Origin of the sequence: Cryobacterium lyxosi (assembly GCF_004403345.1) — a bacterium.
Lineage (GTDB): Bacteria > Actinomycetota > Actinomycetes > Actinomycetales > Microbacteriaceae > Cryobacterium > Cryobacterium lyxosi.
In genome coordinates this window covers 16,113-39,256 of the sequence record NZ_SOGT01000013.1, presented here as the reverse complement: position 1 = coordinate 39,256, position 23,144 = coordinate 16,113, and the positions used below count along the sequence as shown (strand labels likewise).

Sequence of the window (23,144 nt, the reverse complement as noted above, 5' to 3'; positions counted from 1 at the left end):
CCGCGCGGTGTCTCAAGGGTTAACCGAACATGAACGCTCGGTGTCGCCGGGCACACAGGCCTACAGTCACACAGGCCTACAGAACGATGAGGCCGATCACCCAAACGGCGGCGAAACCGGCGACACCCTGAATTGCCGTGGCCGGGGTGAGCGTGCGGTACGCGGTCGCTACTGGAATGCGGCTGAGCTGCGACACGACCCAGAAGAAGCTGTCGTTGGCGTGCGATACCACCATGGCGCCGGCGCCGATCGCGAGCACTGAAAGCACCTTGCCCAAGTCAGAATCAAGGCCGAGCGCCGGCAGCAGGGGCAACAGCAACACCGAGGTGGTCACCATCGCTACCGTAGATGAGCCCTGGGCAGTCTTGAGCGCGGCCGAGATCAGGAACGGCACAGCGAGCCCGAGACCGAGGGTCGACAGGGAGCTGCCGAGAAATTCGGTGAGGTCGGAGGCGGCGAGAACGGCTCCGAAGGCAGCACCGGAGGCCGTGATCAGCAGGATGGGTGCCGAGATGCGAATGCCCTCTGTGACGCGTTCGCCGAACATGTCGAGCTTGCCCTTGCCCCGCAGTAGAAACAGAGAGGCGAGCAAGCCGACGGCCAGGGCGATGACGGGGGTGCCGAGAAAGACGACGGCTATGTACAGGCCGGACTCGCCGAACGGTAGACCGGGAAGCTTGGCGATCGAGGCGATGCAGATCAGCAGGATCGGCGCGAGAATCGGCAAAAAGGCCATGAACGCGTTGGGCAGTTTGCCGTAGGAGGCGCGAATCTTGTCGTAGTCCTGCTCATCTTCTTCGCCGGCCACTTCCGGCATGAGCTCGATGTTCTTCTTCAGGAACCGGTTCGCCCAGAGCAGCCCGGCCACCGCAGAAACCGCAGCGGCGATCAGGCCGAATCCGATGATCAGTCCGAGCTGGTCGATGACGTTGAGATTGCCGGCGGCGGCGAGCGGTCCGGGGGTCGGCGGCACGAACACGTGGGTAGCGTACAGGCCGGTCATCAGCGCGATCGTCATGGCCACCAGCGACACCTTGGCGCGGGCGGCGAGCGATTTCTTGAGCGAATTTAGAATGACGAAGCCGGAGTCACAGAACACCGGGATCGACACGATGAAGCCGATGACGCTCATGGTGAGGGTCGGGAACCGGGTGCCCAGCACCCGAATGAGGGCTTCGGCCATGGCGATGGCGGCGCCGGTGCGCTCGAGGATCACCCCGATGATCGTGCCAAACAGAATGATCAGACCGATGTTGCCCAGAGTGGCGCCGAAGGCCGTCGTGATGGTCGGGGCGATCGTGTCGACTGGTAACCCGAATGCGAAACCACCGACTAAGGCGGCGGCGAGCAAGGCGAGAAAGGGATTGATCTTCAGCTTCGCGGTGGCGAAGACGATGGCGGCGACGAGAGTCACCAGGATGGCAATGCTCAGCATTGAGACGATCTTTCTATTTCTGGGTGGAGCGGTAACTAGTGGGACTGAAGAAAGAGGGCGACGGCCTGCGCCGTCGTGTCGCGCACACGTTCGGCCGCGTGGTGCTGCAGGTCGTCGAGGGTCGCCGGTCCCCCGGCGATCGAGAAGGCGGCGGTGACCCCGGATGCTGCGGTGTCGGCCGCAGGCAATGACACCCGTCCCGCGATGACGACGACCGGGCATCCTGCCGGGGCCAGACGAGCGACAGCCACGGCTACCTTGCCGCCGAGGGATTGGGAGTCGAAGCTGCCTTCACCGGTGAGCACGAGGTTGGCGTTGGCGATTTTGTCGGCGAGGCCGACGGCATCCGCTACCAGGGTGGAGCCGGGAACCAGCTCGGCGCGAAGCAACGGCACCAGAGTGGCCGGCATACCGCCGGCCGCTCCCGCACCGGGCCGGTCGGTCATGTCCTCGCCGGTTTCGCCCAGAACGATGGCGGCGAGGTGGGCCAGACCGGCGTCGAGCTCGGCAATGTCACTCGGCGCGGCACCCTTTTGCGGGCCGAACACCGCGGCAGCGCCGGTCGGGCCGCAGAGCGGATTGTTCACGTCGACGGCGACACGCCAACGCACGGCGCGGGCGTGCGGGTGTAGTCCGGCGAGGTCGATCGACTCGATCTGCGCCAAGCCGGCCCCGCCGGGAGCGACGATTTCGCCGGCCGCATCGAGGAAGCGTGCGCCGAGCGCGGCGAGCAAGCCGGTTCCACCGTCGGTGCTGGCCGAGCCGCCGATGCAGAGCAGAATCTCCTCGACATTTTGATCGAGCAATTCCCAGGCGAGCAGACCGACGCCGAAGGTGTCGGCGCGCTGGGGCTGGGGTGCGGTATCCGCTACCAGCGGCAAACCATTGGACTCGGCTGCCTCGATCAGGCCGACCCGGCCATTAGCTGACCGGGCATAGCGGGCCAGTCGGCTGCGGCCAAGCGCATCGACGGTGGGCATGGTGCAGGGTTCGACGCCCCAGACAGCGGCGATGGCATCGAGGGTCCCCTCACCGCCGTCCGCCATCGGACAGAGCGTGATCTGGGCCTGCGGTTGACCGAGGGCGATGGCGGCGTCGCGGGCACCGTCGGCCATGGCGGCGGCGGCGGCGGAGGCGCTGAGGCTTCCCTTGAACGAATCCGGCGCGATGACTATTGTGAGCGGCTTCAATGCCGGGCGACCGTTCATTAGTTCAGGCTAGGTCACAATCGTGCACATATTCAGGTGGAGTGAACCCATATTTTTCGCTAAGTTTCGAGACGATTACTGTGCACCGTCCACATAGAGGGCGTCGTCGGCCGCCAGTGCGACCCGCATCGAGACGGCGGAACTGAAATGCCGCATGTTGAGGGTCGTGAGCACTTCGATGCGGTCGAGTCGCTGCACGACGGTATTGCGGTGCACGCCGAGCGCTCGCGCAGCGCCGGCGATCGACAGTTCGTTGCCGAGAAATACCCGGGCGGTTTCGCGCAGGGTGGCACTGAGCGGGGCGAGTACCGACGCGGCGAGGTCGTCGATCATGGCGTCGGGCAGGCCGGCGATCGCAAGTTCGAGCCCCAGTGAGTCGAGTCGAATCTCGGGGCTGGCCCGCGTGGTGAATGGGACGAGCAGTCCGGGCCTGGCCAGCAGCGTGCCGAGGCGCTCCGCGTCACCGGTGAGTTGCGGCATCGTCGCGCCGACCCGCCCGGTCAGAAACCACAGGGGCTGCGCGCGGGACTGTTGCAGGCGTTGCCGGAGCAGGGACAGGCCGATCGCCGTCGACGATCCGCTCAGCACCCAGACGGCGCCGTTGATATCGGCGGCCACCACCCCGGAGAGCTCGCGCAGCTGGCGCAGCAGCGACACCGACGAGTTTGCGCCGGGCGCTGTGTTGAAGACTCCGGTCAGGTTCCACGGCGGCTGCAGGGGCACGTCGATGCCCCGCAATCCCGATACCAGGCGGCTTTCGGTGAGTTTGCCCAGCGACAAAGTCGAGAGGATGTCCCGGGTCGCCGATTCTCGCCACGATGCGTTGTCGCGCAGTCGTTCCTGGGTGAGCAACATGTGAACGGTCAGCACGAGCACCTGCGCGACCGGCAGAACCTCTGCGGGGGTTCCGGTGACCCCCACGACCGCGACGACGTAGCCGTCGAGGATCAGCGGAATGTTCACGCCCGGCCGGGTACCTTGGTGTTCGTCACCGGGGGCGATGTGTACCGCTTCGCCGCGGAACGCCGCGTCCCGGGCTCCATCGTGCCGGGTGCCGATGCGGGCAGCGTCCATCGAGCCAATAATCATGCCGGTCGCATCCATGATGTTCACGTTGTGCACCAGGCTCGGCGCAAGTTGTTCGACCAGACGCTGGGCGAGCTCCCTGGTGATCTGCGCTGTGCCGGGTGAGCTGCCGGTCGGTGCAGTGCCGTTCGGTGCAGTGCCGGTCGGTGAGCTGCCGTTCGGTGCAGTGCCGTTCGGTGTTACTTCGATCATCTGGCCATCGTAGATCGCGAGCGTCAGCTGGGCCGCAGGCAATCGCCCATGGCGCATGTCGGTGGGGTGACATACACTTTTATCTAGAAGAGATATTCGATAGTGATTGGTTTCAACGAGATTTTGTTCGAACTCATTGTGGGTTTTTTTAACCATCGCTCATCAGGTTTTTACCATTATCACCCGTCACGAGCCTAGGGAGCCTACCTTGCCCCAAATTATTGATGCACCGGTCGACGTTGAGTTGTCCCCCGACGGCGACCCGCGCGCATTCATCTGGAATCGGTTCGAACACACCGTCATCGGACAACCGCAGGCGGTGTTCAAACGTACCCGGTGGTGGGAAGACGAGGGAACCCCTACCCGCATCGACACCGAGCTGTGGCGGCTCGACGCCAGTCGCGGCGGCGAAGAGCAGCACCGCTACGACCTGCGCCGTGGCATTGACGGGTCCTGGACTCTAGCATTGGACTGGGGATGAGCAACGCACCGGCGACGAGCTTCGCGCACCTACACGTCGCGAGCGCCTACTCGACCCACTACGGGGTTACGCTTCCCGAAGCCCTGGCCGAGCAGGCGGCCGCGCAGGGCGCGAATTTTCTGGCCGTCACCGACCGTGACGGACTCTACGGCGCCGTCAAACACGTGCGAGCCTGCGTAGCGGTGGGTATCCGCCCCGGGCTCGGCGCCGAACTCGCCGTACACGACGAGGAGTATCGCCCGCTCGGTCGAGTGGTCGTGCTCGCCCACGGCCACACCAATGGTCGCGGGTACGCCGCGCTCTGCCGGGCGGTCAGCTCCGCCCACGACGGTGGTTCCGGTCAACGCTCCGCGCTCACGCCCGGCAGCACCGGACCGAGCATTTCGCGCGATCGCCTGGCCGACCTGGCCGGCCTCGCCTCGCTCACCGTGCTGCTCGGCCCCGACTCCGACGTCGGTCTCGCCATCGCCCGCCGCGACAATGCGGATGCCGCGGCGCGGCTCGCCCACTGGCAGCGTGCCCTGCCCGCCCAGGCTGTCGTACTCGAAATCGTCTGTCACCTGGCCGAAAGCGGCACCATCGGCAGCGTGACGCCGGCCACGCGCATGCTCGCCCTCGCCGAGAACGCCGGGCTCCCCGCCGTGCTCAGCAATGCCGTGCGATACGGCACGCCCGGCGAGGCAGTCACCGCCGATCTCGCCGATGCCGCACGCTTTCTGCTGCCGCTTGCCGAACTCGAAACCCCCCAAACCAACGGCCAGGCCTGGCTCAAACCGGCCAAAGCGATGCGCCAGGTGGCCCGCATGGTCGTCGATGCCGGCCTGCACGATGACGGGGCGCTCGAACGACTACTGCGTGACACCGAGCAGCTCGCCGACCGGTGCAGCCTCGACCCGGTTCTCGATATCGGGCTGGGGCGCCCGCGCATGCCGGAGGCGCGCATCATCGGCGTCACCGGCGACCCGGTCACCGAACTCTGGCGGCGCGCCACAAGCGGCATCGCCGACCTGTACTCGGCGAGCGGCTCCCGCGCGGTCGAAGCGGCCCACGCCCAGCTCGCCCACGAGATGAAAACGGTCGAACACTTAGGCTTTGCCAGCTACTTTCTGACCGTGTCACGGGTGGCCGACATTATTCGCGGGATGGGCATCCGCATTCAGGCGCGCGGCTCGGGGGTCGGCTCGGTGCTCAACTACGCGCTGCGCACCTCCTCGGTCGAACCCATCGGCAACGGGCTGCTCTGGGAGCGTTTTCTCTCCCCCGAACGCCAGACGCTGCCCGATATCGACATCGACGTCGAGTCGGCCAGGCGCCACGACATCTACCGTGAAGTGTTTCGTGCCTTCGGCAGCGACCGGGTCTCGCTCATGTCGATGACCAACGCCTACCGCGGCCGTGGCGCCGTGCGCGACGCCGGTCTCGCCCTCGGCCTGCCCGATGCCCAGATCAACGTGATCGCCAAGCAGATGTGGCGATTCAACGCCCGCGACTTTCGCCGCGCCCTCGAAGAGAAGCCCGAACTCGAAGCCCTCGCTGCCGAGGTACGTGAGTCGCAACAGCTCGACCTGCTCGTCGACCTCACCGCGAAACTCGACCGGCTCCCCCGACACATCTCGGTGCACCCCTGCGGCGTGATCCTCTCCGACGCGAGCTTGCTCGACCGCACCCCGGTGCAGGCGAGCGGCATGGGCCTGCCGATGTCGCAGTACGACAAACACGACATGGACCCGATGGGGCTGATCAAACTCGACATTCTCGGCGTGCGCATGCAGTCGGCGATGGCGCATGCCGTTGAAGAGCATCACCGACTCACCGGCGAGAGTATCGACCTTGACCGGGTGCCGCTCGACGACCCGAAAACCTTCGAGCTCATTCGGTCCACGCGCACGCTCGGTATTTTTCAGATCGAATCGCCCGGTCAGATGGAGCTGGTCGGCAAGCTGCAACCGGAGGTGTTCAACGACCTCACTGTGGAGATCTCGCTGTTTCGGCCCGGTCCGATGAAAAACAACATGCCGCTGAAATATCTGCAGGCCCGACACGGCGAGGTCGCCCCCGACTACATTCACCCCCGGTTCGAGCCGATTTTGCGCGAAACCAACGGCGTTGTCATCTTTCACGAACAGGTGATGCGGCTGTTCGACGAACTCACCGGCTGCGGCCTGGGCAAAGCGGATGTCTTTCGCCGGCACCTGGGTAAACCCGAGCAACTCCCCGAGATCGAAGAGTACGTGCGCGAACGGGCGCTTGCGCGCGGGTTCAGCGTTGCCGTCATCGACCAGGTCTGGACGGTGTTGGCCGGGTTTGGCAGCTTCGGCTTCGCCAAAGCGCACGGCGCAGCCTTCGCCTTGCCCACCTACCAGTCTGCCTGGCTGAAAACCCATCACCCGGCCGCTTTCCTGGCCGGGCTACTCACCCACGATCCCGGCATGTGGCCCAAAGACCTCATTGTCGCCGAGGCCCGGGTGCTCGGGGTGCCGGTACTCCCCCTCGACGTGCAGTCGAGTGCGCTGGACTACCGGGTGGAGGATCTCGCCGACGGAAGCCAGGGCATCCGTCTGGCGCTGCCCGAACTGGTCGGTAGCACGGAGACGGAGCGGGAGCGCATTGCGCAGCACCAGCCGTTTAGCTCACTGCAGGACTTTCGTGACCGGGTGCACCCTAGGCGGCGCACCTTCGAAGCACTCGCCCGAGTGGGCGCCCTCGACACGTTCATCGGCTACGACCGGGCCCGGCGGCACGAACTGCTCGCGCATATTCAATCGCTGCGCGGCACTGCCGTGGTCATTCGCGCCGACCAGCTAGCGTTCGAGGTGGAGCTGCCGGTGCCGCAGTACTCGGGTGATCGCGCCGGCACCATCACCTCACTCGAACTGCGCGGCCGCACCCAGACCGATCTGGAGCTGCAGGACCTGAACCTGGCCGTCGGATCACACCAGATGAAACGCTTTCACGCCCTGTTCAGGGAGTTGGGGGTGACCCCGGCGAGCGAGCTCGGTAACCTGCCCGGCGGCACCGAGGTGCTGCTTGCCGGAGTTCGGCGGGCCACGAATACGCCTCCGATGCGCGGCGGCCGCCGCGTGGTGTTCATCAGCCTCGACGATGGCACCGGCCCGGTCTCCAACGTCGTGTTCTTTCACGACGCGCAGGAGCGGGTCGGTGGGCACGTGTTCCAGACCAATTACATGCTGGTGCGCGGTCGCACCCGGCGCTCCGGTGCGCGCGGCGTCTCGGTGACCGGGGAGAATCTGTGGGACCTGTTCGATGTGGCCCGCCAGGTGAAGGAGCGGCACGCCGTTGAACGGTTGGCTGCCGAGGAAGCGGCCAGCGCAGCGGCCTACGCGGCCGAACTCGCCGCGCAGCCGGCGGCTCAGCTGTCATCGCGCCCCGGCGGCACCCTGCACCATCTCAATGCGGCGCAGAGCGCGTGAGGCGGCGCTAACGGCCCACCCACTACTGGGCGGTGCTAACGGGCACACCACTCCGAAGCGGCGCTACTGGTCAGGCGTGATGGGAGCGGCATCCGGCGGCGCAGGCGCTGCCGGCGGAGCTGCTGGTGGAGCTGCCGGCGGAGCGACCGGCGGCGCTGCCGGTGGAGCTGCCGGCGGCGCTGCCGGCGGCGCCACCGGTGGCGCCACCGGTGGCGCCACGACCACGGGCGGTGGAATGTACTTGGGGGCGAGTTCATCGAAGGCATCTCCGCCGTACTTGGCGTTGACGACCGACATCACGACCGGCCACATTCGGTGCCGGGCCGTCGCGATCTGGTCACGTCCAAAGAACTGCCGCCGCTGGCTGAGCGCTCCGGTCAGACTCACCACGGCGACCACCGTGGCCACCTTGGTACTGGCGCCACTCATCCAGGTGTCTTTGGCACCATCCGTCGTTCCGGTCTTGCCGATCATCGGCACCGCAGGCAGGGCGTTGGCGTTGGACTGCCGCCCGGTACCGCTCGTCATAACCCGATGCATCGCGTAGGCCATGCCGGCCGCGACCGTCGAATCGACCGACTGCGTGCAGACCGACGGGGGCACCGTAATCTCCACCCCACCCGGACCGACGATGCGATCAATGGCAATCGGCAAGCAGGTCACTCCCTTGTTCGCGATGCCGGCAAAGGCAACAGCCATGGTCAGCGGGGCGATCTCGTTCGTGCCGATAACGGATGCCGCGGACTGCGAGAGCGGGTTGCCATCGGCCCGGTGCACGCCGAATGCCTCAGCCGTCTGGCGAATGCCGCACAGGTCGAGCCGCTTGGCCATTCCGATGAAACCGGTATTGATCGAACCGACAGTGGCCTGCAGCGCGCTGTAATTGGCGCCGGATTCGTTTGCATCGTTGCGCGGGTTGAAGCCCTCCTTGTTGTAGTTCTGGGGCCCGAGGCAGCTGTCCTGAAAATTACCCCAGTTCGCTTTGCGCCTCGAGTCGACGCGCTCGTTGAGGGAATGGCCCTCCTTGAGCCACTCGGCCAGGGTGAAAACCTTGTAGGTCGATCCGGGTTGAAACCCGCTCGAGCCACCCTCGGCAAGGTCGGTGGCGTAATTGATGCCGGTGTAGTTGGCTCCGGTCGCCTGCACCGTGGGGTCCTGGCTGTAGTCCTTGTTCTGGGTCATGGCGAGGACTCGACCAGTGCCGACCTGCACACTCGTGATCACCGCGCCGACATCGCCGCCAGCGTAGACCTTGGGAACCTGCTGGTTCATGGTGGTGACAGCCGCGTTCTGCACGTCGAGATCAAGGGTTGTATACACGTCGTAGCCGCCCCGGCGAAAGTTGAGCATACGAGTGGCAGCGTCGGTGCCGAAAGTGGGATCGTTCTGCAGAATCTTGGTCACATAGTCGCAGAAGAACGCGTTGGCCGCGGCAGTCTGGCAGCCTGTGCTCGGTTCGGTGATCACGGGTTCGACCGGTAACGCTACGGCGGCGTCATAGTCGGAATTCGTGATCTTCTTGTACCGCAGCATCTCGCGCAGAATGTAGTCGCGGCGTTGTTTGTTGGCCGCGTAACCGTTTGCGGCCCCATTGGTCTCGCTCGCGGGTTTGTCAAGCTGAAACTTCACCGGGTTGTTCACGATCGCGACCAGGCTCGCCGCCTGCGTCAGGGTGAGGTTGGCCGCGGTGGTGTTGAAGTAGTAATTGGCTGCAGCTTCGATGCCGTAGACCGTGCCCCCGAAGCCGGTGATATTGAAGTATTGCTGCAGTATGTCGTGCTTGCTGTATTTCTTCTCGACTCCGATGGCGAGCCGCATTTCCTTGAGTTTACGATCAGGCGTGGTCTCGGTCGCCGCTCTGTAGCACGCGTCGTGAGCCCGCTTCTCGGTGAGCAGCTCACACTTCTGCACGAGCACATTCTTCACATACTGCTGCGTGATAGACGACCCACCCTGCGTGTTTCCCCCGGCCACAGTCGTGGCCGTTGCCCGCAACGTGCCCTGCAGATCCACCCCGCCATGCTCGAAGAATCGAGGGTCTTCTCCCGACACCGCGGCATCCTTCGCAAACTGGCTGATCGCATCCCAACTCACCTCGATGCGGTTTTGATCGTAGAACGACGCGAGTAGTTCGACCGTTCCGTCACTGCGGGTGGCGAAGATGTCACTCTTCTGCGACAGAGGCTCGATGTTGACGTAACCCGGCAGATTCTCGAACACCGAGATCGTGTTGGTCGCAGCTATGCCCGAGAGCGCCACGACCGGGGTCACCGACACGGCAACCAGAATGCCCGCCGCTGCGCTCATGGCGACGAACCCGAGCAGGCCGCCCAGAACGCCATGAAGAGAACGCCGCCATGATTGGGCCGCGCCAGCCGGAACCTCGGTCACCTGAACCACGTTTACCCCCCACCGAATCCACCCGATACGAAAGCCCACGCCTACACATCGGTGCGTGACTAAACGTCATGTTAGTCATATGTGGGTACCCATGGGGTTGGCTGGCCGAGCTGAGAAGATATCGGCTTGATACCGTTTTTTCAGGCTCAACCCGCGCCGCCATGCTCGGGCAGGTGCTGACCGCCAAACCCCGCAACGTCCACCCCCACGATCCCGGCTGCTGTTGCCGAGGCGCGCCGCACGACCACCTTCCGCCAGCCTTGCCGATTGACAGGTAGAAACCGCGCCTGCGGTACCGCGCGAGCACTCGCAGGATTATGCCGCCTCTGGCCCATCATTGTGATGTTTGGCTACCCCTGCGGCCAGCCGGGCGTATTCGCTACGGCAGCAGGTGGTCGCCTTCTTTTCTGGGGAGCCGGGCCGAAGCGGCGTCCGTCGCCGCCGATGAAGACACTGACGACGGAACAACCGCCGGGACCGCTCCTGCCGGTGCGGCGGCGGTCGATGTCGAGGCTGGCGTCGTGTCATAACCGGCAGCGCCGGTCGCAGTCGAACGCGTCGACGCGACAGTGGGTGAAACGGATGCACCGGCGTGGGCCGGCGCGGCGTTCCGCAGGGCGGCTCCGGCTGTTCCGCCGAGCAACCCGCCGAGAAGGTCCTTGATGCCGATTCCCATGGTGGAGCCGAGCACGGCGTCAACCTCGCTGAAGCCCGACGCGACGTTCTTGGAGAGTTGGCTGGCGCCATCCGTTGAAATGACGGTGAGCTGGTCAATGTTGCCCATCGGGGCGGCGAGCTCGTGCGCAATCTGCGGAAGCATCTCCACCAGGCGCAGCTGAATGAGCGCCTCCGACTGCTGCGCGACGGCCTCGGCGGACAGGCGGGTGGCCGTGGCCTCGGCGGTACCACGGGCGAGAATGGCATCGGCCTCGGCCTGACCCTCGGCGCGGGTGGCGTCCGCGTTGGCGACACGACTGTCGCGATCAGCGGTGGCCTTGGCGACGGATGCCTCGGCGGCAGCAATGGCGGTCACCCGGATGCGGTAGGCATCGGCGTCGGCGATCGCATTGACTTCGGATTCCAGCTCGGCCTTGCGCAGGCTGGCGCGGCGCTGGGCGGTGAGTTCCTGCTCCTGCACGATGGCCTGCTGCGCCTTCGCCTCGGCGAGGGGCCGTGACGCGGCGGCCTCAGCGGAGGCCTTGTCGGTGTCGAGCTGCAACGCAGCTTTACGCAGGGCGAGCGTGTTCTGCGCTTCGGCAATAGCCTGCTCGGCGGTGATCAAAGCTTCCTGTGACTCGCGGTTCGCCACGTGCTCGGCCACCTCCGCCTGACGACGAACCTTGGCCTGCTCGGCACGGCCGATGTCGCGGATGTAGTCGTTCTCGTCGGTGATGCCCTTGATCTCGAATGAGTCGACGTCGAGGCCCTGGTTGGCGAGCGACTCCCGGGCGGTGGCGAGCACCGAGGTGCCGAGCTCGTCTCGCTTTTGAATGACGGTCATCACGTCGGTCGCGCCGATCGACGAGCGCAACGAGCCGCTCAGTACTTCCTGTGCGAAGCCGTCGATGTTCTTGTCCTGGCCGAGAAACCGCTGGGCTGCGGCACGAATCGACTGCGGTGCGTCCCCGACCTTGACGATGGCCACGGCGTCGACGGAGAGCGTGATGCCGTTGCGGTCCTGAGCGACTGCAGTGATCTCGATCGCCCGGCTGCGCAGGCTGATCTTGAACGCCTTCTGGAAGAAGGGAGTGATGAAGACGCCCTGTCCGTGCACGACGCGCTGGCCGGACTCCTCGAGCGTGGCACCATCGACGATGGTTTTGCGACTCTTCTTGCCGGTGATGATGAGGGCCTCATCGGGCCCCGCGTTTTTATAGATCGTCTTGGCGTAAATCAGGCCGATGAGCAGAACCACAACGATTGTGAAAATGATCCCGGGGATCGGGCTGAACAGAAAATCGAGCATGGAGTCCTTCCGAAGCGCGTGGCGCCTACGTCGTTTCGGCGATCCGGTCTGTCTCCCGTGTCGCCGAGCTGTGAGTCCAGTCTCGCAGGCCCCTGCGCCGGATGCGAAGGGTGTCGTCACAGCACCTGCTCGGGCGCTGCCACCTCGAGCACCTGAGCCCTCCGCTCACAGGGGGTTCACACTCGGGCTCCATTTATGATCAACCGGTGATTGAAACAGCCCTCCCCCGCCCTTTTCGCCCTCAGTCCCGCTGGGTACGCAGCGTCGGGCTCATGATCTTCTTCAGCCGCTGGCTGCAGGCACCCCTCTATATCGGACTCATCATCGCGCAGATCATCTACGTGATCGTGTTCATGGTGGAGCTCATCAACCTCGGCGGCGACGTCTGGACCTCATTGACCGTGCCCGGCGACGACGGTGGCATCCACGTCGAAGAAGCAGCGATCATGCTCTCCGTGCTCGGCCTGATCGACGTCGTGATGATCGCGAACCTGCTGATCATGGTCATCATCGGCGGCTATGAGACGTTCGTCTCGCGTATCCGTTTAGATGGCCACCCCGACCAGCCGGAGTGGCTCAGCCACGTCAACGCAAACGTGCTCAAGGTCAAACTCGCCATGGCCATCGTGGGAATCTCGTCAATTCACCTGCTCAAAACTTTCATCGAGGTCGGCGATCTGGCCGCGCGCGGCACCCCGATCGATTCCAGCCCGAGCGAGACCATCACCGGCAACGTCTACACCTGGGACGGCGTGCTCTGGCAGGTCATCATCCACATGGTGTTCATCCTCTCGGCGATCGCGCTGGCTTGGATCGACCGCATGTCCCAGGCCGGGCACGCAGTCCCACCCACACCATCACCCGCGGTCGCGCATGGGCCGGCCATCGCCCCGGAGCCGGTCACGGCCCTGAATGCCGCGCCCATCCGTCGCGAACTCGCGCCAGCGGCATCCACCGGTATCGCCCTGCACTTGACCCAACTGGGGCAACTGCGTGACGCCGGCGTCGTCACGGACGCCGAGTTCGTCGCGAAAAAGACGGAGCTGCTCGCCCGCTACTAAGACGCGGCCCTTTGTATGAGTTCTTTCAGGGCGCGTACCTACTCGGCGTTCTCCTCGCGGCAACGAATCACGTCTTCGGCACTCGGTTGCTCGTCGAGTGCGACGCGGTTCTCCGAGAAGGGTCTTGCCTCAACGGTATCGGAGCCGCCGGGCCGCGCCACGGGACGTGAGCCCCGTCTTTCCAGCGGATGCTGTTAGCGCTTGAGTCCCGGAAACTGGTCATCGCGCCACTCGTCCGGCAGGCGGGTGCCCGAACCGGCCGCGTCGTTTTCACGCTCGCGCAGCTCGACCCGGCGAATCTTGCCCGAGATGGTCTTGGGCAGGTCGAAAAACTCCACCCGCCGCACTCTCATATAAGCCGGCAGCCCGGTGCGGGCGTGTCGCAGCACGGCTTCTGCGGTCTCCGCCGTCGGTTCCCAGCCGGGTGCGAGATGAATGTAGGCCTTGGCAATGTTCAGCCTGGTTGCGTCGGGAGCGGGAACGACAGCGGCCTCGGCAACAGCGGGGTGTTCGAGCAGAACGCTCTCCACCTCGAACGGCGATACCTTGTAGTCGCTCGACTTGAAGACGTCGTCAGTGCGGCCGATGAAGGTGAGGTAGCCATCGGAATCCATCGTGGCGACATCGCCGGTGTGAAAAAATCCGCCGCGAATGGCGTGCGCAGTGAGGTCGGGTTCGCCGTGGTAGCCGCTCATGAGGTTGACCGGGCTCTGCGAGAGGTCGAGGCAGATTTCGCCCTCGTCGGCGGGCAACTCGGTGATCGGGTCGAGCAGCTTGATCGCGACGCCGGGCAGGGGCAGGCCCATCGACCCGGCTTTTAGCATGGATCCGGGACCGTTTCCGACGATTGCGGTGGTCTCGGTCTGGCCGAATCCGTCGCGAATGGTCAGTTTCCAGCCGTTGTCGATCTGCCGGATCACCTCGGGGTTGAGCGGTTCTCCAGCCGAGAGCAACTCGCGGAGGCTAGCCGGGCGGGCGCCGATATCCGCTTGGATGAGCATGCGCCAGACTGTCGGCGGTGCACAGAACGTGTTGACCTGAGCGCGGTGCAGCTGCGCGATGAGGGCAGCCGGATCGAACTTGGAGTAGTTGTAGACGAACACGGTGGCCTCGGCGATCCACGGGGCGAAGAAACAGCTCCAGGCGTGTTTGCCCCAGCCGGGCGAGCTGATGGCCAGGTGCACGTCGCCGGGGCGCAGCCCCAGCCAATACATGGTGGAGAGGTGCCCGACCGGGTAGGAGGTCTGCGAGTGCAGCACCATCTTCGGCTTGCTCGTCGTGCCCGAGGTGAAGTAGATCAGCGAGGGGTCGGCGGATTCCACGACCGTGGTGATGGGTTCCGGGGTCACCCGATAGGCATCCGCGAAGTCGGCCCACCCAGGGCGGGCCGCGCCGACAGCGATGCGGGTGTAGTCGCCGGGAACGTCGTCGAATTTGACCGCGTCGGCCGAATTGGCGATCACGTGGGCGACGCCGCCGCGCTGCACGCGGTCGGCCAGGTCGTGCGAGGCGAGCACGGCGCTCGTGGGCATGATGACGGCGCCGACCTTCATGATGGCGAGCATCGCCTCCCAGATCTCCCGCTGGTTGCCGAGCATGAGCATGACGTGGTCTCCACGCCCGACGCCGTGGTGGCTGAGCCAGGTAGCGATTTGGTCGGATCGATGAGCCATCTCGTCAAAGGTGAGCTTTTGCTCGCTGCCGTCTTCTTCGACGATCCACAGCGCGATTTTGTCGTTGCCGCGGGCGAGCACGTCGAACCAGTCCGTGGCCCAGTTGAAGTGTTCTCCCACATCTGGCCAGCGAAATTCCTGCGCGGCGCGAGCGTGATCGTCGCGCAGGGCCAGAAGCTGGTCGCGTGCGGCACGGTAGTTACTGGTGCTCACCTGGTGAGTCATACGCCGTTGTCTCCTTGAACGAGCCGCCACGAGCGAAACGGCGACAGTCCATTCTCTCAGGGCTGCAGCTCGGCCCGCACCGGGCCTGGCCTGGCCGATAGCAACGCGCCCGAATCGGATGCCTGCGAGCGTGCCCGAGCCGAGGAACGGACCCAGCCTGATGACCACGTGTCACTGCGGGATGTGGCGACCCAAGCCATGAACAGCAGACTTATCGTGCACTGGCCTATCGTTGACGGGTGACCTACTCGATTCGTTCCCTGATTCCCACAGATCTGCCGCTCGTACTCGCGCTCAACAATGCTGCGGTTCCCGCGGTCAACGAGTTGGATGCCGACGCGCTGGCCGCGCTCGTCGAGCACAGCAATCTTGCCGTTGCTGTCGTCGACGACGATACGTCCGACATCGCCATCGGCTTCGCAATTCTGTTCATCGCCGGGGCCGAATACGCGAGTGAGAACTACCGCTGGTTCTCCAGCCGGTCCACCGATTTTCTCTATGTCGACCGCATCGTCGTGGCCGACGGGCATCGCGGGCAGGGCCTCGGCCAGGTGCTCTACGACGCGATTTTCGGGGCCGCCCGCCGTCTGAAGCTCTCCGAGGTGTTTTGTGAGGTCAACCTGGAGCCGCCGAACCCGGGCTCGCTCGCCTTTCACGGCCGCCTCGGCTTCGCCTCGGTTGGCCAGCTGTCAACCAAGGCCGACACCGTCGTCGTGAGCCTGCTCGCGGCGACCGTTTAGGGAAGACCGCTGTCACTGATAGTGGCTAGTCGTTCGTCACGGCGATGTTCGCGTCGATTCTCTGTATACACAGTCGCAGGTCGCTGAATCCATTCGTTTGACCAGTTGCAGAAGAAATGGCCTTGCGTCCGCGAAAACGGGGGCAGACATACTGGTCTGTATACATAGATCAGCTGAAAGTTCAAGGGGGCGCGGCAACAGGTAATTGCCCCCTATGGTCTAGTGGACGCGAGTTACCGCTTGCGCAGAACCAAGCCAAGGGACAACCCTCGATGCGAATTACCTGCCCGTTTTGCAAGTCACAGGCCGACCTGAAACCGAACCCCGCGCAAGCCCTCCGGCTCTCGCTCCCCCTCTACGTTCTCAAATGCACGGGTTGCGAGCGCACCAGCATCCGTGTTGAACCCGTGCGTCTGCCGCACGCCCTCACCTCCGCTTAACTGCTCGACCGCGACGTCCTGCCCCCGGCTCCTCCCCCACATGTGCCGTTGACCCATCAATCCGACCGGTCAGCGGTGCACCTGGGGCGAGTCGCGCGAGTCTGTGACAGTAGCTCAGCGCCTCGCGATATTCGTGAAAGCCTATCTCGGCTCTCAGCGGCGCTGTCGCTGGCACCCATTGCGCGAAACACGGGCGACGGCACGCCCGAACACTCGGCTTAACCCGGGCGGGGAGGATACGCTGGCGGCATGATCGATGGAGACAGCGCCCCGAATGCAGGCCCCGCCGCTAATCCCGACCTCGCCCCGGCCCATCGGGGCATTCCGATGCCCGATTATGTCAACGCGTGGGTATCGACACAGCGGTGGTTCGGCAACAAGGGGCAGATGCCGGTTCTTCGCAGCATTGGCCATTTCTCTCTAGACTCGGTCGACCCGGACGTCACCATTCGCGTCGACCTCATGTTGGACACGGCGAGCCTGGGCCTCACCCTCTACCAACTGCCGACCACGGAGCGGGCTTATGAACTTGCCGGCTCAGCCAATGCCCTGATCACCGAGCGCAAAACCGGCTCCGACCGAGCACGCTTCATTTATGACGCCGCCTATGACCCGATCTTCGCCTCTGCAGTGCTCAGCTTCATGGAACTGCAGGGCGTGACGAGTTCGACCGGTACTCCGGCACATGACCGTACCGCCGCCAGCGCGCACGGCGAAGATTTGAGACCGGATTCCGCCTCCCCTCGGGAGGCTGCTGTGGTCTCCAGCCGCGTCCTCGAAGGTGAGCAATCCAACACCTCGATCGTCGTGCACCGCACGGACGCAACCGGTACGCCGACAACGCCGATCATCTGCAAGATTTTTCGCATCATTCATGCCGGTGAAAATCCTGATGTAGTGGTGCAGGCCGCACTGTCCAGCGCCGGATCAGAGCGGATCCCGCTCCCTTTCGGTGACATTCTTGGCCAATGGGACGACCCCGCCGAACCTGACAGTCGGGCCGTCGGCCATCTGGCGTTCGCCCAGGAATTTCTGCCCGATGCCCCCGATGCGTGGCGCACAGCCCTGGTCGCCGCGGCTTCCGGCAGCGACTTCACGGGTCCGGCTTTTCGACTGGGACAGGCTACCGCCGATGTGCACCAGGACCTCGCCCGCACTTTGCCGACGCTGGATGTGACCCCCGCGGTCATCGCCGACGAAATGGCCAAGATGCGGCAGCGTTGCCGCCAGGCCCTGCACGAAGTACCGATTCTGACCCAGTACGGCGCTGCCATCGAGGCGGTCTTCGCTCGCGCGGAGACGGCGACCTGGCCGCGATTGCAGCGCATTCACGGTGATTTCCACCTCGGCCAGGTGCTGGACGTGCGGGGTCGTGGCTGGGTATTGCTGGACTTTGAGGGGGAACCTCTGCGCACCCTGCGGGAACGGACTCGGCCCGATATCCCGCTGCGCGATATCGCCGGAATGCTGCGATCGTTCTCCTACGTTGCGGGTGCTATGACGGAAGCGACGGGCGACTCGACCAGGGCGGTGGCGCCGGGCGAACCAGTCGCCGGTGAATCGACGGCTGCCGGAGCCACTATTTTCCAGTGGGCCATGGCCTGCCGCACTGCCTTCCTCAACGGTTATGCGGAACGCTCCGGCGTGAAACTTGCCGATCAAAGAACCCTGCTCGATGCGTTCGAACTCGACAAGGCACTCTATGAAGCCGTCTACGAGATACGTAACCGCCCGACCTGGCTGCCGATCCCTCTCGCCGCGATCGAGCGGCTGGTCGATGTGTCGAACTAACTGCCGTTGTGGAAAATGCCGAGGTGCGGTGACACCATCCGTTGGGCCTGGAACCAGACCTGGTCACGGTCGGTGAGCAGACCGATTCAGGAGGCCGACCGGGACTGCTTCGCCGTGCGTTTGCGCGTCGGCTTGGCTCGTTCACGGCTAGCCTCGACGCTGCGTCGCAGGGCCTCCATCAGGTCGAGCACCTCGCCGCCTTCTCCCTCTTCGGCGGCTTCGCCGTGGGTCGCCTCGGTCGACACGGCATCACCACTTTTCAGCCTGGCTTCGATCAGCGCACGTAGCTCATCCTGATAGTCGTCGCTGAAGGCATCCGGTGCGAAATCCGCCGCGAAGGACTCGACCAGCGCCGCTGACATGTCCAGTTCCTTGGCGCTGATTTTCACCCGCACATCGAGGGATGCAAATTTGGCCTCTCGCACCTCGTCGTCCCAGAGCAGGGATTGCAGCATCAGCACATCACCGTGTACGCGCAGCGCGCCGAGGCGCGTCTTCTGTCGCAGCGCAAAGTGCACAATAGCCGTGCGATCGGTCGCTTCCAGCGTGCGCCGCAGCAACACGTAAGCCTTCGACGATTTACCGTCGGGTTCGAGAAAGTAGCTTTTGTCGAGCATGATCGGGTCGATCTGGTCGCTCGGTACGAATTCGACCACGTCGATCTCTTTGCTGTGTTCGGAAGGCAGTGAGGCGAAGTCCCCGGAACTGAGCACAACCGTATGGTCGCCGTCGTCGTAGGCCTTGTCTATGTGGTCGTAGGGAATAACCTTGGCGCAGATCTCGCAGCGACGTTGATAGCGGATGCGCCCCCCATCCGCATCGTGAACCTGGTGAAGTGCGACGTCGTGATCTTCGGTGGCGCTGTATACCTTGACGGGCACATTGACGAGCCCGAAGGTGATCGCACCGGTCCAGATGCTTCTCATACATCCAGTACACACCCGAATGAGACATTCGTCGTCTAGTAGACCCAGAGTTTCCGCGGCACAGTTGACGCATGAACGCCAGCAGCCAGGTGGTCTCCATCGAGGGACACCGCATCACGCTCACCCATCTCGACAAGGTCCTATACCCGAAGACCGGAACCACAAAGGCCGACGTCCTGGCCTATTACGCGGCGAGCGCCGATGTGCTCATCGGTCATGCCGCGAACCGCCCGGCCACCCGCAAGCGCTGGGTGCACGGCATCGGCACGATCGAAAACCCCGGCGCGATGTTTTTTCAGAAGAATCTGGACCCATCGACGCCGAGCTGGGTGAAACGGTACCAGATCCAGCACAAAGACCATGTGAACACCTATCCACTGGTGAACGACCTCGCCACCCTTACCTGGCTCGGGCAGATGAGCACCCTCGAAATCCACGTGCCACAGTGGCAGTTCGGCCGCACCGGTACCCCGCGCAATCCCGACCGGCTCGTGCTCGACCTCGACCCGGGGCCGGGGGTTGGACTGCTCGAGTGCGCCGAGGTTGCGCGGCTGGCCCGCGCGATTTTGCACGATATGGGGCTGGAACCGATGCCGGTGACCAGCGGAAGCAAGGGCATCCACCTCTATGCGGCGCTCGACCTGTCATACAGCTCTGACCAGGTCTCGGCGGTGGCGCATGAATTGGCGCGCGCCCTTGCGGCCGACCACCGTGACCTCGTGGTCAGCGACATGAAGAAAAGCCTCCGACCTGGCAAAGTCCTGGTGGACTGGAGCCAGAACAACGCCGCGAAGACCACCATCACGCCGTACTCGCTGCGAGGGCTCAGTCACCCCATGGTCGCAGCCCCGCGTACCTGGAAGGAGCTCGCCTCGGCCGACCTCGAGCAGCTCGACTACAAGCAGGTACTTGCGCGCCTGAAACGACGGGAAGATCCGCTCGCGCAGCTCACAGCCGGGTCTTTCGAACACTCGGTGAGTGACGCCGGCGCAGCGAGCAAAGGCTCGGCCCCGGCGCTCGTCACGCCGGACCGGCTGACGGCGTACCGCGGCAAGCGGGACGCCGCGAAGACACCCGAACCGGTTCCGGTCTTGTCAGTTGCGGCATCCGCTGGCTCGTCGTTCGTTATTCAGGAACACCACGCCCGCAGCCTGCACTGGGACTTTCGGCTCGAACACGACGGGGTACTCGTGTCGTGGGCGTTGCCCCGCGGCGTGCCGGTAACCCCCGCACAGAACCGGCTCGCGGTCCACGTCGAGGATCATCCCCTCGAATACGGCGGCTTCGAGGGAAATATTCCGGTCGGAGAATACGGCGCCGGCGACGTGTCGATCTGGGACCACGGCGAGTACGAACTCGAAAAGTGGCGCGATGACGAGGTCATCGTGACCCTGCACGGCGAACCAGACGCCGGGCTCGGCGGCACCGCCCGGTTTGCCCTTATTCGCACGAGCGAGAGCTACAGCAGCAAAACAAGGAACAACTGGCTGATTCACCGCATGAAACCGAACATTTCGGCCTCGGGCGGCTCGCGCACGAATGCCCGGCCGCACAGTAGTGCCGCGGCTACCCCGACGCCCGCACCACCGAAGAACGCCTACTCTCCCATGCTCGCCGCTGCTGGTTCCGAAGCCGACCTCGGCGACGAGGAGTGGGCCTTCGAAATGAAGTGGGATGGAATGCGGGCCCTCGCCTACGTGTCGCTGCGTGATCAGGCTGTTCGCCTGGTCACCCGCAACGGGCATGATGTGACCGCGTCTTATCCAGATCTCGTGGCCGACCTCCTTGCTGCGGTAGCAGCACGGTCAGAAACGGATTCCGCGGTGCTTGACGGCGAGATCGTGGCCGTCAATAAACGCGGACGGCCCGATTTCGGCCTCCTGCAGACGCGGATGAAACTTACCGAGGCTCGGGAAATCGCGTCGGCGACCGCGACAGCGCCCGTGCAGTTCCTGCTGTTTGATCTGCTCGAAGAGAACGGGCACCCACTCACCGACCTGACCTACAGAGCGAGACGCGACCGGCTCGAGTCCGCGGTCACGGCAACCGGCTCAACCCATGTGCCGCCGCGGTTTGAGGGTGACTTTTCCGAGGCATTCCACACCAGCCGCCGACTGGGGCTGGAGGGGGTCATGGCCAAACGGCTCGACGGGCGCTACGCGATGGGTCGCCGGTCCCACGACTGGGTGAAGATCAAACATTATCGCAACCAGGAAGTGGTGGTGGGCGGCTGGCGACCCGGCCGCGGCAACCGGTCCGGCGCGATCGGCTCGCTGCTGCTCGGGGTACCGACCGACACCGGGCTGCGCTTCGTGGGCCGGGTCGGCACGGGGTTCGGGGAACGCGACCTGACCGACATCCGTTCCCGACTGACCGGCCTCGTTCAGAAGACCACACCGTTCAGTGACATTACGCCAACGGATGCCCAAGGCGCGGTCTGGGTGCGCCCCACGCTCGTCGCTGAGGTGGAATTCGCCGAGTGGACCGCGACCGGCCGTCTGCGCCAGCCATCCTGGCGGGGGTGGCGTCCCGATAAAACCCCCGGCGACATCACGATCGACTAGTGCGGGCCGGGAGATACGGGCGGGTACAGTATGGGCATGAAGCTGATCGCCATCGACCCGCCCACCCGTAGTTTTTCGCGCTGGCTGACCGACGAAGAAATCGGTCGGGTACTCGCCCACAAGCGCGGCTGGCGTCAGGCACCCGATGGCAGCGTGTTGGCTGGCAAGATTCGCAAGGTGCTTGTCAGCGCCTCGCTTGCGCAACTCGGCGCCGCTTCCGTCGCGCACGGCTGGGCCAGCCGACCACGGGTCGAGCCGAGCGACGGCAGCGGTCCCACCCACATGATGTGGGGCATCATCGATGCGCGCACCGACGCCGAGATCACGGCGGAGTTGCGCGGGGAAGTCTAAATTGGCCCGGCCAGTTCGACGCCAGTCGCGTAGCGTGGATGCATGAGCCTCAACCCCAGCTACATCAAGCCCGGCCTGGACTTCAACCGCGACACCAATTACATCCAGGACCGCATCACCCGGGATGGCCGCGACGGCTGGCCGGTTGAACCGGGCCGCTACCGACTCGTTGCTGCCCGCGCCTGCCCGTGGGCGAACCGCACTACGATCGTGCGCCGCCTTCTGGGCCTCGAAGGCGTCATTTCTCTCGGCCTGCCCGGCCCCACCCACGACAAAAACAGCTGGACCTTCGACCTCGACCCGGGTGGGGTCGACCCGGTACTCGGCATCGAACGTTTGCAGCAGGCGTTCTTCACCCGTTTTGCCGACTACCCGCGCGGCATCACCGTCCCGGCGATCGTCGATGTGCCAAGCGGAAAGGTCGTCACCAATAACTATCCCCAGATCACCCTTGATTTCGAGCTCGAATGGACAGACCACCACCGGGCCGGCGCCCCTGACCTCTACCCGGAAGCGTCACGGGCCGAAATCGACGAGGTTGCCAACCTGATCTTTCACGACGTGAACAACGGTGTCTACAAGTGCGGCTTCGCTGGCAGCCAAGAATCGTACGAGCGGGCTTACGACGCCCTCTTCGCCCGGCTGGATTGGCTCGAACAACGCCTGGCGGGGCAGCGGTATCTTGTGGGCGACACGATCACCGAGGCGGACATCCGCTTGTTTACCACCCTCGCCCGCTTCGACGCGGTATATCACGGGCATTTCAAATGCAATCGCAACAAGCTCAGCGAGATGCCCGTGCTGTGGGCCTACGCCCGCGACCTGTTTCAGACGCCCGGTTTTGGGGACACGATCGATTTCGAGCAGATCAAAAGGCACTACTACGTGACCCACGTCGATATCAATCCCAGTGGCATCGTGCCGAAGGGACCGGATGCTGCTGCCTGGCTGGCTCCGCATTCTCGCGCTGATCTCGGCGGCCGTCCGTTCGGCACCGGCACGCCGCCCGAGGCACCACTGGCCGCTGAACGAATCGTGCGCTGAACGAATCGTGCGCTGAACGAATCGTGCGCTGAATGATCGTCGGACCGTAGCGCCCTGGCTCGTTTGGATTGCGCGCCCGGCCCTGGTGCGCGCTGAACCGTTGCAGTGACAGCGCACGGTCACCGTTGGC

At 64.6% G+C, this 23,144-nt stretch carries 15 protein-coding genes; 8 read left to right on the top strand and 7 right to left on the bottom strand.

Translation table 11 applies throughout. The features are described from left to right. Positions 1-76 precede the first annotated feature (76 nt). From E3T27_RS12305 to E3T27_RS12295, 3 genes are all read right to left on the bottom strand, one after another. Complete coding sequence (locus E3T27_RS12305; RefSeq protein WP_134573096.1) at positions 77-1,435, bottom strand: GntP family permease; 1,359 nt, start codon at positions 1,433-1,435, stop codon at positions 77-79. A 35-nt stretch (positions 1,436-1,470) separates the two neighbouring features. Further along, positions 1,471-2,643, bottom strand: a complete 1,173-nt coding sequence (locus E3T27_RS12300; RefSeq protein ID WP_134573094.1) for a glycerate kinase — start codon at positions 2,641-2,643, stop codon at positions 1,471-1,473. A 75-nt stretch (positions 2,644-2,718) separates the two neighbouring features. After that, positions 2,719-3,978 carry a CdaR family transcriptional regulator gene (locus E3T27_RS12295; protein WP_166786206.1) on the bottom strand — a complete coding sequence of 420 codons (1,260 nt, stop codon included), beginning with the start codon at positions 3,976-3,978 and terminating at the stop codon, positions 2,719-2,721. Positions 3,979-4,129: 151 nt separating this feature from the next. Between E3T27_RS12295 and E3T27_RS12290 the strand changes: the two genes are divergently transcribed. Together E3T27_RS12290 and dnaE are read left to right on the top strand one after the other, a co-directional pair. Then, complete coding sequence (locus tag E3T27_RS12290; protein ID WP_104128500.1) at positions 4,130-4,402, top strand: hypothetical protein; 273 nt, start codon at positions 4,130-4,132, stop codon at positions 4,400-4,402. Beyond that, complete coding sequence (gene dnaE / locus E3T27_RS12285) at positions 4,399-7,833, top strand: DNA polymerase III subunit alpha (RefSeq protein ID WP_134573090.1); 3,435 nt, start codon at positions 4,399-4,401, stop codon at positions 7,831-7,833. Before E3T27_RS12290 ends, dnaE begins: the two co-directional genes overlap by 4 nt. A gap of 63 nt (positions 7,834-7,896) precedes the next feature. Here the strand turns inward: dnaE and E3T27_RS12280 are convergent, their stop codons facing one another. Together E3T27_RS12280 and E3T27_RS12275 are read right to left on the bottom strand one after the other, a co-directional pair. Continuing rightward, complete coding sequence (locus E3T27_RS12280) at positions 7,897-10,233, bottom strand: transglycosylase domain-containing protein (RefSeq protein WP_134573088.1); 2,337 nt, start codon at positions 10,231-10,233, stop codon at positions 7,897-7,899. 379 nt (positions 10,234-10,612) lie between these two features. Beyond that, positions 10,613-12,199, bottom strand: a complete 1,587-nt coding sequence (locus E3T27_RS12275; RefSeq protein ID WP_134573086.1) for a flotillin family protein — start codon at positions 12,197-12,199, stop codon at positions 10,613-10,615. Between the two features lie 206 nt (positions 12,200-12,405). On the opposite strand from E3T27_RS12275, the gene E3T27_RS12270 reads away from it, so the two are divergent. Continuing rightward, entirely contained in the window at positions 12,406-13,260 is an 855-nt protein-coding gene (locus tag E3T27_RS12270; RefSeq protein ID WP_233200526.1) for a TIGR00645 family protein, read from the top strand. Positions 13,261-13,454: 194 nt separating this feature from the next. Here E3T27_RS12270 and E3T27_RS12265 read toward each other — a convergent pair whose 3' ends face one another. Next, complete coding sequence (locus tag E3T27_RS12265; RefSeq protein ID WP_134573083.1) at positions 13,455-15,158, bottom strand: AMP-binding protein; 1,704 nt, start codon at positions 15,156-15,158, stop codon at positions 13,455-13,457. A 239-nt stretch (positions 15,159-15,397) separates the two neighbouring features. Between E3T27_RS12265 and E3T27_RS12260 the strand changes: the two genes are divergently transcribed. Then, on the top strand, positions 15,398-15,898 hold the full coding sequence (locus tag E3T27_RS12260; RefSeq protein ID WP_134573081.1) for a GNAT family N-acetyltransferase: 501 nt from the start codon (positions 15,398-15,400) through the stop codon (positions 15,896-15,898). Between the two features lie 689 nt (positions 15,899-16,587). Then, a complete protein-coding gene (locus E3T27_RS12255; protein WP_134573079.1) occupies positions 16,588-18,129 on the top strand; it encodes a maltokinase N-terminal cap-like domain-containing protein in 1,542 nt (513 codons plus the stop codon). Positions 18,130-18,215: 86 nt separating this feature from the next. On the opposite strand, the gene ku is transcribed toward E3T27_RS12255, so the two are convergent. Further along, positions 18,216-19,055, bottom strand: coding sequence for a non-homologous end joining protein Ku (ku, locus tag E3T27_RS12250; RefSeq protein ID WP_134573077.1), 840 nt, complete (start codon positions 19,053-19,055; stop codon positions 18,216-18,218). A 71-nt stretch (positions 19,056-19,126) separates the two neighbouring features. On the opposite strand from ku, the gene E3T27_RS12245 reads away from it, so the two are divergent. From E3T27_RS12245 to E3T27_RS12235, 3 genes are read left to right on the top strand one after another with little or no spacing between them, the layout of a single operon-like run. Next, the gene (locus tag E3T27_RS12245) at positions 19,127-21,619 is read left to right on the top strand and encodes an ATP-dependent DNA ligase (RefSeq protein ID WP_134573075.1); all 2,493 of its coding nucleotides are present in this window, start codon (positions 19,127-19,129) and stop codon (positions 21,617-21,619) included. A 36-nt stretch (positions 21,620-21,655) separates the two neighbouring features. Beyond that, positions 21,656-21,970 (top strand): hypothetical protein, encoded by a 315-nt coding sequence (locus tag E3T27_RS12240; protein ID WP_134573073.1) that lies wholly within the window; start codon positions 21,656-21,658, stop codon positions 21,968-21,970. Positions 21,971-22,012: 42 nt separating this feature from the next. Next, positions 22,013-23,014, top strand: coding sequence for a glutathione S-transferase family protein (locus E3T27_RS12235; protein WP_134573071.1), 1,002 nt, complete (start codon positions 22,013-22,015; stop codon positions 23,012-23,014). The last annotated feature ends 130 nt before the right edge of the window (positions 23,015-23,144 follow it).

Excerpts from the sequence above, each read along its gene's own strand:
- E3T27_RS12240 (WP_134573073.1), top strand. The coding sequence starts at position 21,656 with ATGAAGCTGATCGCCATCGACCCGCCCACCCGTAGTTTTTCGCGCTGG.
- ku (WP_134573077.1), bottom strand. The coding sequence starts at position 19,055 with ATGAGAAGCATCTGGACCGGTGCGATCACCTTCGGGCTCGTCAATGTG.
- E3T27_RS12305 (WP_134573096.1), bottom strand. The coding sequence starts at position 1,435 with ATGCTGAGCATTGCCATCCTGGTGACTCTCGTCGCCGCCATCGTCTTC.
- E3T27_RS12245 (WP_134573075.1), top strand. The coding sequence starts at position 19,127 with ATGAACGCCAGCAGCCAGGTGGTCTCCATCGAGGGACACCGCATCACG.
- E3T27_RS12300 (WP_134573094.1), bottom strand. The coding sequence starts at position 2,643 with ATGAACGGTCGCCCGGCATTGAAGCCGCTCACAATAGTCATCGCGCCG.
- E3T27_RS12295 (WP_166786206.1), bottom strand. The coding sequence starts at position 3,978 with ATGCGCCATGGGCGATTGCCTGCGGCCCAGCTGACGCTCGCGATCTAC.
- E3T27_RS12275 (WP_134573086.1), bottom strand. The coding sequence starts at position 12,199 with ATGCTCGATTTTCTGTTCAGCCCGATCCCCGGGATCATTTTCACAATC.
- E3T27_RS12235 (WP_134573071.1), top strand. The coding sequence starts at position 22,013 with ATGAGCCTCAACCCCAGCTACATCAAGCCCGGCCTGGACTTCAACCGC.
- E3T27_RS12265 (WP_134573083.1), bottom strand. The coding sequence starts at position 15,158 with ATGACTCACCAGGTGAGCACCAGTAACTACCGTGCCGCACGCGACCAG.
- dnaE (WP_134573090.1), top strand. The coding sequence starts at position 4,399 with ATGAGCAACGCACCGGCGACGAGCTTCGCGCACCTACACGTCGCGAGC.
- E3T27_RS12255 (WP_134573079.1), top strand. The coding sequence starts at position 16,588 with ATGATCGATGGAGACAGCGCCCCGAATGCAGGCCCCGCCGCTAATCCC.